This is a genomic window from Nostoc sp. ChiQUE02, assembly GCF_034531305.2.
Classification (GTDB): Bacteria; Cyanobacteriota; Cyanobacteriia; order Cyanobacteriales; family Nostocaceae; genus Nostoc.
Window position 1 is genome coordinate 1 of the sequence record NZ_JAVRBN020000089.1, and the last position, 12,901, is coordinate 12,901.

Here is a 12,901-nt window from a genome sequence, read left to right on the forward strand (position 1 = left end):
AGTGTTGGGTTTCGTTCCTCAACCCAACCTACAAATTTTTTTGCAACAATTTAGCCTTGCCACGCCACTACGAAAATTACTAATTCATAACTCTTAACTCAGCGCTATTTAGGCCATTACCATACCGCCATCGACATTAAAAACTTGTCCAGTGACGTAGGCGGCGGCGGGATCAGCAGCGAGAAAGCGCACCATCCCAGCTACTTCTTCTGGCTGACCGAAGCGACCGAGTGGGATGTATTTTAGAATATCTTCGGGGTTGTTGAGATTACTGGTCATGTCAGTGGTGATGAAGCCAGGGGCGACGGCGTTAACGGTGATGCCGCGAGTAGCTAGTTCTTTGGCAACGCTTTTGGTGAAGCCGATTACACCTGCTTTGGCGGCGCTGTAGTTTGACTGACCTGGGTTGCCCATTTGCCCAGCTACTGAAGTAATGTTGATAATCCGCCCCGATCGCTGCTTAAGCATGATTTTACTGACGGCGCGTGTACATAAGAAAACACCAGTAAGATTTAGGTCTATCACAGCTTGCCAATCTTCTGGCTTCAAACGTAAAAGCAGTGTGTCGCGTGTAATACCTGCGTTGTTTACCAAGATATCCACACGACTGAACTTTTCGATGACGGCGTTAACTAGTGCGTCTACTTGATCGCTTTTAGAAACGTCAGCTTGGATAGCGATCGCCTGACCTCCCGCATTTGTAATTTCTGTAACAACTGCCTCAGCAGCGGCACTAGAACTGGCATAATTGACAACTGCGATCGCTCCCTGTGTGGCTAATTCAATTGCGATCGCTCGACCAATCCCTCGTGATGCACCTGTGACAATTGCGACTTTATCTTGTAATAGTGCCATTTAATGTTCCTCAATCTTAGAAATACCGCGCTAATTATCTTATGGTGATTTCGGGAACATCTGAATATTGTCTGGATAATTAAATATCTATAGTTATTTGCTTGGTCAGCATAGGTTTAAATACATATTTAATCCATATACACAAACAAGAATAATATACGGATTTTATTATAATTATTTAAGATTTTTTGTTGGCAAATCATTCTATATTGACTAATTTAATCCTTTTCCAACAAAAACCCATGAACATATACCGCTTTTATTTTCTAAGAATTACTATTGAAACAAACAATTGAAAATCGGTGTGTATCACATGGCAACTAAAAAGCAATTTAACAGCTTTGAAGAGATGCTGTCTGCTTCTGATGTACCTGTATTAGTAGATTTTTACGCTGACTGGTGTGGCCCATGCCAAATGATGGTGCCAATTTTAGAGCAAGTCAATGCTCAACTTAGGGATCGCCTGCGAATTGTTAAAATCGACACAGAGAAATACACAGATTTGGCTACTCAGTATAAAATTGCTGCTCTACCAACCTTAGTACTATTTAAGCAGGGTCAGCCTGTGGATCGGATAGAGGGAGTGATGCAAGCACCGCAGTTAGTACAATATCTACAAACAAAGGTTTAAGCTAACACTTAAAATTTCGATTTTAGCTGCCAGAGGCGCGGAATATCGCGTCTTTTTTAGTAGGGGCGCACAGCTGTAGCCCTATGAATCACCGAATAAAATCTTAAGTAAATATTAAGCATATCTACTTATATGTCTAGAGAAAGTAGTTTAGAAATTGAGAGGGATATATTGTATAGATATAACAAAATATCTTGACAAGTAAAGCAATATATGAATTCTAAGCAGCAAAAACCTGATAAAGCCTATATTTGGGTGAATATTGATTTTGATAAGGTTAAACATAGAATAGATGCGGTGACTTGCCAGATTGAGCGGGTTATACAAAAGCACCAAATTTCAAATCAAACTGCTAACTCAGGCAGAAGAAACAATTAGGTTATCTGTAGGCCGATGTCTACGATGGGCTAGGGTTACTTACTTTTATTTTTAGTGTAGCGTTGCCCGCCGTAGGCATCGCACCAGCTTTGAACAGCATATTTTCGGCAAAGCGACCATATTTTTCTAAAACACAAAATAAAATTATTCGATAATCGTCCAGTGAGCTTCTATTTATTTATTAGTCATTATTTTATCCTCAACACTCCTTTTCAGGAGTGTTATTTTTGGGAGGATATCTGCTTACTAATTATGCTGTGAAACCGTGTGAGGAAATGATGGGATGGCTATTTGGAGGCCTTGTCTAACATTTTGTAGATGCAGCTAAGGAAGTTGTAAGAGAGAGTAGTAAAGAAATAGCTAACTTGTTTGATAATATTTTTGGTACGTCAGCCACTCCCTACTCCCAATCTCTTAAAACGTAAAAGTAGTCCGGAGTACACCTACAGTCGTAGTCTCATTGTTGCTGTTACCTTCTGGGTTAAAGAGAACAAACGCACCAGGGGTAATGCTGATATTATCGCTAACTTGAAGGCGGTAATAGGCTTCTAAATGGTAAGGAGTCGCCCGATTGTCGCCTGTGGGGGTAAGTTGAGCAGAACCACCAGTATCGGTACGGTAAAGCGGCTGACCAAAAAGAATCCCGGCGGTGTTCCCTGACTTGAATAAATCTTTGAAGTGAACTCCCGCCATCCAACTTGTAAAAGTGGTGGAAGCATTCACGCTATTTGAAGCAGCATCAACAAATAGTGCTGCACCGTAGCCAGATAAGGCTATCTTGGGAGACAATCGCCATGTTACCGTACCTCCAACAGAGTTGAGTGTGACCGGTGTCCCAGCTGCAACCCCTGCCAAAGCACCGACATCATTACTAATTAATCCTGTACCCAAAATATTGATTTCGTGATAACTGTGGGCATAGTTTAAACCAATATCGAAAGCGGGACTTGGCTTAAAGGTTAATTGTGTGGCAATAACACTACTACCACTAAATAAACCTGCTCCTAAAGGTGTAGTAGAAACTCCTGGTAATGCCTCAGCAGCAGATTTTTCGGGTAAATTGGCATTTACGCTGCCGTATAAAGCTCTTAAATCCAAATTTGGCGAAATGTTAAAAATAAACCCTGCCGCCGATGCTAAACCAGTACCCGAAGTTCCACCAGAAACCCGTAGCACAGGATTCAAGCCGGCGAAACGAGATATTGACTCTTGTCCTTCACCATAAAAAGGCGTAATTGCTGGGAAAGCATCTGATGTCTCTGCCGCAGTTCCCGCAAACAAGGTTAATTTATTAGCGACGGGAAAGATATACAGCAATTTGTAAAGCTGAACACTGTTTGAGCCAACACTCGACAAAGTATTGACATTTAACCCCGGAAATTGCGGCTCAAAACTGGTACGAGCGCTACTTGAACTTAAAATCGGCGAAGCTAATCCTAAATTTTGTTGTAAGCTACCCTCTCCAGTGGCTCCACCCAAAAAATTATAGGCTTGCAATCCAGTAATTAATGAATCTTTACCAGTAAAGCTAGTGGTGAGATTTAATCGCACTCTATTGACTAGGATGATGTTCGGGTCACTGTCATTAGGAGCGCCACCGCTAGCACCAACACCAGCAATAATTACCTCTCCATTTAGTTTAGTAGTCGTAGAAAACTGATTTGCTTCTAGTTCTGCTGTGCGAGCTTCTACAGCATCTACTCTACCCCGCAATGTTGCCAATTCTGCTGCAAATTGTTCTTGTAGTTTCTGCAATGTGGCTAAATCTTCTTTCTTAACCAAATCAGCAGTTGCAGTGGCAATCAATTCGTTGATTCGGTCTAAACAAGCATTTAAGCCAGCAGCAAATTCATAGCGAGTCATCGCCCGATTACCGCGATAGGTTTGATTGGGATAACCTGCGATACAACCATAGCGCTCGACTAAAGATTGGAGTGCCTGAAAAGCCCAATCAGTCGGCTGTACATCAGACAATTGGGATACGGATGTTACTTGTGCAAGTTTGTATGAGGTTGGAGATGAACTTGCAGATTGTGGTATGATTGGCTGCCAAAGGTTGACAGCAGAATCTACTCTTAAATCTTGATTTTTTGGCTGTTGATTGACTGAGGATAAGTTTTTTTGACTCTCATTAGCTATCAGCAATTTACTGGAGATATTATTTGCTAAATTGCTTTGATGAGAATCCTTTTTTTGATAGCTGCCATCATCTTGATTAACAGCTACGTTTTTATCTGCAATTTCTAAACTAGGAAGGGCTTGCACAGGTGATAACCCAGCAATTAAACATAAGAATCCCATCCCACTAGCAGAAGCTAGTAGATATTTTGCCATCATAACTCCCAACACCGATAAAATAGTGGAAAAATTGATTGCGATTTTAAAATGGATTGATAAGTAAATTTAAAGTAGATTTAGCAAGAGAATCTTGTTAACTTTAAATTTTTGATATCAGGTTTTTTCTGAATTGACTTATCAGAACATCAGCTTATATCGCAAGTATTAAATTATAGTAAATACTATTTTTGGAAAGAATTAACAAAAAAATATATTGATAGTTTTTATAGTTACTATAGTAAATCGTAAATGGTTTGTGAACAGTAAGTTCTGTAGGATGCCTGATTCATAAGCCTTCCAATTTTTCTCTGTTCAAATATAAAATCGGATTACTATATTGACAAAATAATAATTACATTAGTCTAATTTTGTGATAATGAATATAGGTATTGAGCCGAAATCCTCGGCTCAATACCTAGCAAAAAAATAATTTATTCAAAAAAAATTAAAAGACCGCGATCGCTGCTCGATTTGGGTGCAGGCTAAGATCGGGAGGAAAACAGCATATTGTGGCCCACAATTTCTCTGATTGAGATATTTCAAGTATTCAATCCCACCAATAACAAACAATGACCGCATCAGAATATCGGTGAACATCTTCACCTGATAGGGCCCCTTCCAATCTAGTTCTCAGTCGGCGCTTAAGCCGCAAACCGTAGTCTTCATTAGTGCCATCACTTACCTCTACTGAGTCAGCCCGCCATTTTTTGCCCAAGTCTAAAAGCTCAGATACTTTTGTGTCTTGGTTCTCTGCAAGGATGTACAGTGTATCAGCAGGATAGGCAATGAAATGGATGATGCTGGTTTCAGGCATGGGACGATAGTTTGCCATTGCAAGAAGGGTATCGACCATACCACCAAAGCTTAAACCGTTTTCATCTGGTGCAAAGATTGGTTTTGTGAACAGAAAGCTTGCCCATAAATTTCTGTGGCTGGAAAGGTCAGTAATCACTTCTTCGCCATCAAACTCATTGAACTGACGCTGCCAAACCAAGGCAGCAAAGAGTTCTTGAGGAGAATAAGATTTCGCAATCGATTGGATTTTGGCTAAATCAAGCATTGCATTTACGGGAAGTAATATTTTTAACAAAACATTTGTAACTACCCTTGCAGTTTATTTACCCAGTGGCTGCTATTCTTATAATTACTTCGGTCTGTCATAGCAGATAGATTATCCTCAATAATGTTTTTATTTGTTAGCGCTCATATACCATCGTGGTAATGTGGGTGCTTTTACTTTATCGCTCATGGCAAAAATCCGGTTTAATTTTGAGGCGATGTCTGGTGTTTGGTACACTAAGCTGACAGTGAAGCTTTAACTTGACCAAAACGGCGATCGCGTCTTTGGTAGCTCAACAAAGCCTGATGAAATGCTTCTCGATTAAAATCTGGCCAAAAAATATCGGTGAAATACATCTCTGTATACGCCATTTGCCACAAGAGAAAATTACTCAATCGCATCTCACCACTGGTACGAACCAGCAAATCGGGTTCTGGAGTATCTGCTGTGTAGAGATGTTGTTCTACAAGACTTTCATTCACCTCTTGGGCACTGAGTTCGCCCTGTTGCACGAGTTGAGCTACTTGACGACAAACTCTGGTAATTTCGTTGCGGCTACCGTAGTTGACTGCAACAGTAAAGTGGATTGCTTGATTGTTCAACGTCTCTGTCATTGAACGTTCCATTTCTGCTTGTAGAGACTTGGGTAAAGCCGATAAATCTCCAATAAATGAAATTCGTACTCCTTCTTGATGCATCTGAGCCAACTCGCGGTGTAGTAATCGCTCAAACAAATGCATCAGAAAATTTACTTCTTCAACGGGACGCTGCCAATTTTCTGTTGAGAAAGCGTATGCTGTCAACGCTTTGATTCCCCAATCTTTGCAGCAACGCAATAGTTCTTTGAGCGTCCTTGCTCCTTGGCGATGTCCAGCAATGCGCGGTAATCCTCGACTGGTTGCCCATCGTCCGTTACCATCCATGATGACGGCGATATGTTGGGGGATTTTTTGGGGGTTTAAATCGATGGGTAATTTTGATTTGTCACTTGTCATTTGTCATTTGTCCTTTGTTTTTACTAATTAGTTTCAAATAAATTTTGTAAGTACTCTGGTGTTAGGCTATTGTTCCAACTCCACAAGCGATGCATTGTGTAAGTGAAGGTAAATAGGAGAGTTGTTTTGTTGGTTAATGACCAAGCATTCCAGTTGAGGGTAGCCATCATGCGGCGGAGGGTACGCATCAGGTTGTTACGCTGATAGTTTGGCGATCGCGTTTTAATCAGCGTGCGTCCAATTCGCATCAACCCAGTATCAGGGAAAGCCCAGACTCCAAACCCCCAGAATTTGGTCATGTGGTTGATTTCATCCTGTGCTAGTTCCTCTAGAACATCCTGGAGTGCGCCAGTGGTGTGAGCCATCAACCAAATATAAAGACAGGTAGCACCGTATTCTGTGGCAATGCGGTGTAAGCCGTGGCGATATAAATCTTCGTTGGCGTCATCTGTGGGGAGATAGCTTCTAACAGTCCGAAGTTTTGGGGTAATTTTCTCGCCCGTTAATTGGGTGTAGATTTTGATTAATGCTGGTGTGTGTTGACGTTCTTCCTTTTCCCACAAACCAAGTTCCAGTAATTCGCCATCTTTACCGACAGTTCCACCAACAAACCGAGCCATCTGAGGATGCAATTTTTCCAAATATTGCCGACTTGTTTGGGTATAGCCGCGAATGGGAGCTTCTGTATCCATTGCACCTATCAAGATAGATAAAAATACCTCTGCGTCTAAGCCGATAATTTGATTGCGGTTAATCGTCTGCCAATCGATGGGTTTCCAGGGACGCGGTTGGGGATTGACAAACTGTATGGGTAAATCTTGCAGACGTTCATGTAGTTTTTCGACTGCAATATATTTGTCTATGAGGGAACGAATGCGGTGCTGTGTTTGCAAGTAATGAGGACTGGGATAGCTTTGACCTGCTAAGTCTTCTGTGATTGGGCTGAGGGTGATAAGCATATTTTTATACTTAAATCTTTATCTCTATGCCCAATAGCCTAAGCGATCGCACTTCGTTTTGTCAGTCGGCTGAAGTCGGCAGTTTTACGTGATAGGGTTGCAAAAGTCGGGGAAAAAGTTGGTTATAGGAAATTTGGGTTTCAAACCTCGCCTTTCTAAGACGACTTTACAAAGTTAGAAGAGAGAATTGCAAAGAATGTAGCGAAATTGTTAGAACAAGGGTAGATAAAAGTTGAGTAACAGGATAAATCATGAACGCTTATAAAACATATATCACCATTGCAGATCCAAAGCAGTTAATATTATCTGATTTACCATTTAAAGCAGGACAGAGAGTTGAGGTGATTATTTTGACAGACGATAACCAAAGAGTTACTTTAGCAGAAGAATTAAAAAAATTATTCAAAGAAATACAAGCAATACACGCAGATAATCCCTTAACTGATGAAGAGATAGTAGCAGAAATTGAAGCTTATAGACGGGGATAATGAAAGTTATTATTGATACTAATATCGTAGTCTCTGCTGCTATAGCTGATAAAAATCCAGAGGCAGTAATTTTATTTGTGATTGCTAAATTCTGCTTTTGAGTGGGTTGTATCGGCAGAGATTATCGCAGAGTATAAGGAAGTTTTAAAGCGTCCTCGTTTAAAATTAACTGAGGCACAATACGAAAGATGGGTTTATTTAATTGATTCAGTGACAACACTAATTGATGTGGATGTGGAGGTTGATTTCCCCAGAGATAGGAAAGATGCAAAGTTTTTAGCTTGTGCTATTGCAGCAGGAGCAGATTTTTTTATTACGGGTGATGCTGATTTTAATGAAGCGCAAACTTTGTTAAACACAACTATTATTTCTCTGTCTTTATTTAAAAGGTTAGTTTGTGATGTGAGAGAATAAGCTTCAATTCTTTGAAATCCCTTATTAGCACTGATAAGGCGTTCTGCTGCCAAATCAGCCGATAAACTCTTTTTCCCGATTTGAAGTCACGGTAGGAACCCAGCCAGGGCGCTTTCTACCCTGACTGGGCTGAAAGAGGATGTAGGGTTACCAGGAGGTGGTGGTTGGCCAGATAGCAAAGGTTATTCCTGGACTTTGCATGTTGACAAACATCGTCTGGCCATCGGGGGAGAAGCAGACCCCGGCGAACTCTGATGTATTGAGGGCGTTCTTGGCAAACTTATAAAGACTGCCACTGGAAGTGATGCCAAGAATGTAATCCGTTCCATCCCCATCTTCACAGAGGAAGATGTCGCGGTTGGGGAAAACTATAATATTGTCTGGATTATCTAGTACACCAGAATTGTTTGGTTCAATATATAGCTCAACAGTATTGTTAGTGGGCGAATAACGCCATATCTGCCCATCTCCAGAACTACCCCCACTCTTGCAAGTGAAGTAGACATAACCACTGCCATAAAAGATGCCTTCCCCACCGGAAAACCTGGCGGCACCATTGTTATACCCTTCTGTTCTGACAGTATCAGTGGCGGGATCGGGAGTGTTAATCTGTACCCATTCCACAGCCTTGGGCGTATTTTTTGGGAAACCTGTAGCTGTGTTGATTCCCGACGACCCTGTAATCTTTAAGGCGTATAGCGAACCGCCAGCACTCAGGTTGTTGCTTTGGTTGGGAATGAAGCGGTAGAAAAGCCCGTTCCCCTGGTCTTCCGTCATGTATATATACCCTGTGTTGGGGTCTACAGCGGCAGCCTCGTGATTAAAACGCCCCATAGCTGTTAGTGGAACAGGGGTGACAAAAGTAGTTGCGCTACTGGGAACTTGAAAAACATAGCCATGCTTCTTGTTGTTATTGGTTTCAAAGGTTTCCTCGCAGCTTAACCAAGATCCTGAAGGCGTAGGACCACCGGCACAATTGCGAATGGTTCCGGCTAGGACTCCCCGATGTTCTACCAAGGTACGGGAAGAACTAACAACCAATTTAGTGCAACCGCCCCTCGCATTTGAGTTGTACTTGCTACTATTGGGAGCGCTCAAACCATTGCTAGAAGTGGGAGTGAGTTCGTGGTTGCGAATTAGAATCGTATTGCCATTAGATCCTGCAAAAGCGCCCATACCATCGTGAGCACCGGGTACCTTGTAACCATCATTCATCGTTTGACCTGTTTCGGACAGTCTGCGGTAAGTGAACCCAGCTGGCAAATCTAATACTCCGTTGGGGTCGGCCACTAAATTGCCGTAGGGACCCGCAGCGATCGCGGGTTTAGCATAGAATGCTTGCAAAGGGGATAGAAGGACAGCACCTGTAGCAGATGCCCCTGCCAGGGTAAAAAACTGACGTCTTGATAGATTCAATGTATACTCCCTGATATTTTGGACTAGGCTTAATTTGTTGCAAATAGCCAGCCTCAATTATCTAGGAAGAGCAGGTTTTTCAAATTAATAATAGGTTAAAAAAAGATTATTCAAGGCATTAAAACTCCGTAGAAATGCTGTAATATTTTGTTCGATTATTGCTTCATTACTTGAAGTATTATTCTATGCCTCTGTTTAGTTAATTCATACCGCAATCACCAACGCTGAATTTTGATATTCATCTAGATGAAAAATATGCTCAAAAGCTTGCCTATATTCAACAAGAGGCTGACTAAGGGACTTCCAACTAAAAAAATATCCTATTGCTGTGGAGGCAGGGAGCAGGGAGAGAAAGAAAAATCTTATCTGAGTAAATTTGGATAATTTATTTTCTGGAAGTCCCTAAGATACAGTAGATGCAATTAAGTCTTCAATTGATCTGCGCTATCAACAACTTCAGCAACAAAAAACAGATCCCTTAGCGAAACTCAAGCAAAGTAAATTTATCGGCTGTTTCAAAGGAGAGACTGACTTAGCTGCTAATTCCGAAGCCATTGTGCGTAAGCGTTCGCGTAGCGTCTCGTAGAGAAGCTCGTCGTAGACATCGCTAATGCAAGAAAAGTTGTAATCACAGCAATCCTTTCAAGAACTTGCTGCTGAATTTTGAATAAAGTTTGCAAAAGTCGGGAAAAAAGTCGGGTTTACAAAATCTTATCCGAAAACTCCAGCAACATAACTGTAGAGTGATTTATAGTTGTCCCTAAAATCTGAACTCCCCTTGTCGTTACACAATGGACGCTGAAGCAGCATTAGCATGGTTAGACGCCATAATTCCTCCTCAGACTGGGGAACGGTTGAGCGATTTGCAAAAAGTGATTCTTGTGCAAGTTTGGTTGGGTAGAAAATACTTGGATATCGCTCATTCTTACGGTTGTACGGAAGGACACGCCAAAGATGCTGGTTCTCAGTTATGGAAGCTGCTTTCTAAAGTATTGCGAGAAAAGATTACTAAAAGTAATTGTCGCGCTACTTTAGAGCGAGTTCTGAGAAAAACTACTGCGATATCAAGTCTGATTGATTACTCGCGATCGCCCCAACCCACCCCAAAATTAGAGGATACCAATTTTATTGGACGAACAGAAGCGATCGCTCACCTGAATACTTTGGTAAATCAAGGCTCGAAAGTGATTGTTATCCAAGGTGAAGGAGGCTTAGGCAAAACTACTCTAGCGCAGCAATATCTTCAAACTCAGGGGTTTGATTTGGTTTTAGAACTGCTAATGGCGAAGGAAACGCAAAATATCACCCCCGCCGAACGAGTAGTAGAGGAATGGCTCAAACAAGACTTCGATCGAGAACCTGGGGTAGAATTTGGGGTAACTTTGGGACGACTCAAGCGCGAACTCCACAATCGGCGAATTGGGGTGTTAATTGACAATTTGGAACCTGCACTGGATCAACAAGGTGGGTTGATTGCTTCTCACCGCAACTATGTAGAACTATTGCGGGTTTTGGCTGATGCTAGGGTGCAATCTGTTACCTTGATTACTAGTCGCGATCGCCTTTGTGAACCTGGGCTAAATGTGAATCACTATCGGCTTCCTGGTTTGGATCAAAGCGCATGGCAACAGTTTTTTACAAACCGTGGATTAGCCATCGACTTGCCAACTTTGCAAATCATGCATCGCACTTATGGCGGTAATGCGAAAGCAATGGGAATTCTCTGCGGTTCGATTCAGGAAGATTTTGACGGTGATATGGCTCTTTATTGGCAAGAAAATCATGCCGATCCTTTAGCAGCAACCGACTTAAAAAATTTAGCAGTTAGTCAAATTAATCGTCTGCAAGCCCTCGACCCTCAAGCTTATCGCCTGCTTTGCCGTTTGGGATGTTATCGTTACCAAGATATACCCACCATCTCATCACAAGGGTTGTTTTGTTTACTGTGGGATGTCCCACCCGATCAACATCGCCAAATCATCACCTCGTTGAGAAATCGGTCTTTGGTGGAGTGCGAAAAAGGTGAATATTGGTTGCATCCGGTGATTCGGAAAGAAGCGATCGCGCGTTTACGCCCCAGCGATGAATGGCAAATTGCCAACCACAAAGCCGCAGAATTTTGGACAGCTAGTGTCAAACAAATTGAAACCTTTAAAGATGCTTTGCAAGCATTGGAAGCATATTATCACTACATAGAAATTCATGATTTTAAGTTGGCCGGTAAAGTTATTCTCCAAAGCCGAAATAATCAATGGCAGCAGTTTTTGCCTCTTGGTAGCACGCTGTATCGCATGGGTTTAATTCAACCGATACTTGCAGCAATTCATCAAGTTGTTAATAATCTGGAAAATGACCAAAATCTCAGTGAACTTTATAATATATTGGGCGATTTATATTGGATAACAGGTAAGATTAGTCAAGCGATCGCCTGTCAAGAAAAGACGATTACTCTGGCAACTCAAGCACTCAAATCACTCATACCTCAGCCAGAAAATAAACATACAGTTTACTATCTGAGGATGCTAGAGGTAGATTCTTTATTAAGTATTGGTCTTTACAAAATAGATTTGTGGGAACTAGAGGCAGCCGCGAAGTTATTTCAACAAGTAATTTATCTGGCTCAAAATACCGAGCATCATCGCTGGGCAGAGAAAGCTTCAGTCTGTTTAGCTTTGGTGTATTCTTATTTAGGTTTGCGTGATGCTTCATCTGCATTAGCAGATGTAGCTTATCAAAATATTACGAACGAAAAATTGGTGGAACAAACTGGGAGATTTGTATATTTCATGCAAATTTTGGGTCAAACCTACGTCAATTTAGGAGAATTTTCCCAGGCCAATCAAATATTCCACCAAGCTTTGACCTTTGCTGAAGAAAGTCATTATATGCAGGTAAAAGCAAAAACACTGAATGGTTTAGCAGAAATCCATCGACAACAAGCAGATTTTGCATTAGCCTTGGCTAATCATACAGAAGCAATCGAACTTTTGGATAAAATAAGTGCAAAGTGTGACCTAGCTGAAGCTTATTTTCAATTGGGTTTAACTGCTCAAAAGATGGCAAAGCCTGATGAAACCCAAATGAATTTTAATCGAGCAATTCAGCTATTTACTGAAATAAAAGCACCTAAACAAGTTGAAAAAATTTCCAACCTGCGCTGCTCAAATTTGTGTCACACTAATTCAGTGACGTAGTGCAACACCAATTTATTAAGGGATTTTCAGAACAGAAATTAAATTATCCAACTTTTAGAGCGAAGACGACGATCAGATTCTGCTTCCCCTACTCCCTAAGATGAAGTCAAAAGTAAAAAGGTGAGCCACTGCGGTGGACGGGAACACCTGCATAAAGCAAGTGCCTCACCCTCA

Annotated in this window: 11 protein-coding genes; 5 read left to right on the forward strand and 6 right to left on the reverse strand. The window is 41.4% G+C overall.

Going from position 1 to position 12,901, the window contains the following annotated elements:
• Window positions 1-108: 108 nt before the first annotated feature.
• Entirely contained in the window at window positions 109-855 is a 747-nt protein-coding gene (gene fabG, locus RM347_RS34445) for a 3-oxoacyl-[acyl-carrier-protein] reductase (RefSeq protein ID WP_322715557.1), read from the reverse strand.
• Between the two features lie 313 nt (window positions 856-1,168).
• Between fabG and trxA the strand changes: the two genes are divergently transcribed.
• Window positions 1,169-1,486, forward strand: a complete 318-nt coding sequence (gene trxA, locus RM347_RS34450; protein ID WP_322715558.1) for a thioredoxin — start codon at window positions 1,169-1,171, stop codon at window positions 1,484-1,486.
• 213 nt (window positions 1,487-1,699) lie between these two features.
• Window positions 1,700-1,864, forward strand: a complete 165-nt coding sequence (locus RM347_RS34455) for a hypothetical protein (RefSeq protein WP_322715559.1) — start codon at window positions 1,700-1,702, stop codon at window positions 1,862-1,864.
• A 414-nt stretch (window positions 1,865-2,278) separates the two neighbouring features.
• Here the strand turns inward: RM347_RS34455 and RM347_RS34460 are convergent, their stop codons facing one another.
• The 4 genes from RM347_RS34460 to RM347_RS34475 form a co-directional block, all read right to left on the reverse strand.
• On the reverse strand, window positions 2,279-4,198 hold the full coding sequence (locus tag RM347_RS34460; protein ID WP_322715567.1) for an iron uptake porin: 1,920 nt from the start codon (window positions 4,196-4,198) through the stop codon (window positions 2,279-2,281).
• 550 nt (window positions 4,199-4,748) lie between these two features.
• Window positions 4,749-5,261 (reverse strand): hypothetical protein, encoded by a 513-nt coding sequence (locus tag RM347_RS34465; RefSeq protein WP_322715560.1) that lies wholly within the window; start codon window positions 5,259-5,261, stop codon window positions 4,749-4,751.
• 236 nt (window positions 5,262-5,497) lie between these two features.
• A complete protein-coding gene (locus RM347_RS34470; RefSeq protein ID WP_322715561.1) occupies window positions 5,498-6,256 on the reverse strand; it encodes an isoprenyl transferase in 759 nt (252 codons plus the stop codon).
• A 23-nt stretch (window positions 6,257-6,279) separates the two neighbouring features.
• Window positions 6,280-7,215, reverse strand: coding sequence for a ferritin-like domain-containing protein (locus tag RM347_RS34475; RefSeq protein WP_322715562.1), 936 nt, complete (start codon window positions 7,213-7,215; stop codon window positions 6,280-6,282).
• A gap of 251 nt (window positions 7,216-7,466) precedes the next feature.
• Here RM347_RS34475 and RM347_RS34480 point away from each other — a divergent pair, with 251 nt between their 5' ends.
• Window positions 7,467-7,703 carry a hypothetical protein gene (locus tag RM347_RS34480; protein WP_322715563.1) on the forward strand — a complete coding sequence of 79 codons (237 nt, stop codon included), beginning with the start codon at window positions 7,467-7,469 and terminating at the stop codon, window positions 7,701-7,703.
• Window positions 7,704-7,784: 81 nt separating this feature from the next.
• On the forward strand, window positions 7,785-8,117 hold the full coding sequence (locus RM347_RS34485) for a putative toxin-antitoxin system toxin component, PIN family (protein ID WP_322715564.1): 333 nt from the start codon (window positions 7,785-7,787) through the stop codon (window positions 8,115-8,117).
• 147 nt (window positions 8,118-8,264) lie between these two features.
• Here the strand turns inward: RM347_RS34485 and RM347_RS34490 are convergent, their stop codons facing one another.
• The gene (locus RM347_RS34490; protein WP_322715565.1) at window positions 8,265-9,533 is read right to left on the reverse strand and encodes an alkaline phosphatase PhoX; all 1,269 of its coding nucleotides are present in this window, start codon (window positions 9,531-9,533) and stop codon (window positions 8,265-8,267) included.
• A 791-nt stretch (window positions 9,534-10,324) separates the two neighbouring features.
• Here RM347_RS34490 and RM347_RS34495 point away from each other — a divergent pair.
• Entirely contained in the window at window positions 10,325-12,727 is a 2,403-nt protein-coding gene (locus RM347_RS34495) for an NB-ARC domain-containing protein (RefSeq protein ID WP_322715566.1), read from the forward strand.
• Window positions 12,728-12,901: the final 174 nt, after the last annotated feature.

Excerpts from the sequence above, each read along its gene's own strand:
- RM347_RS34475 (WP_322715562.1), bottom strand. The coding sequence starts at position 7,215 with ATGCTTATCACCCTCAGCCCAATCACAGAAGACTTAGCAGGTCAAAGC.
- fabG (WP_322715557.1), bottom strand. The coding sequence starts at position 855 with ATGGCACTATTACAAGATAAAGTCGCAATTGTCACAGGTGCATCACGA.
- RM347_RS34480 (WP_322715563.1), top strand. The coding sequence starts at position 7,467 with ATGAACGCTTATAAAACATATATCACCATTGCAGATCCAAAGCAGTTA.
- RM347_RS34470 (WP_322715561.1), bottom strand. The coding sequence starts at position 6,256 with ATGACAAGTGACAAATCAAAATTACCCATCGATTTAAACCCCCAAAAA.
- RM347_RS34460 (WP_322715567.1), bottom strand. The coding sequence starts at position 4,198 with ATGGCAAAATATCTACTAGCTTCTGCTAGTGGGATGGGATTCTTATGT.
- RM347_RS34455 (WP_322715559.1), top strand. The coding sequence starts at position 1,700 with ATGAATTCTAAGCAGCAAAAACCTGATAAAGCCTATATTTGGGTGAAT.
- RM347_RS34465 (WP_322715560.1), bottom strand. The coding sequence starts at position 5,261 with ATGCTTGATTTAGCCAAAATCCAATCGATTGCGAAATCTTATTCTCCT.
- trxA (WP_322715558.1), top strand. The coding sequence starts at position 1,169 with ATGGCAACTAAAAAGCAATTTAACAGCTTTGAAGAGATGCTGTCTGCT.
- RM347_RS34495 (WP_322715566.1), top strand. The coding sequence starts at position 10,325 with ATGGACGCTGAAGCAGCATTAGCATGGTTAGACGCCATAATTCCTCCT.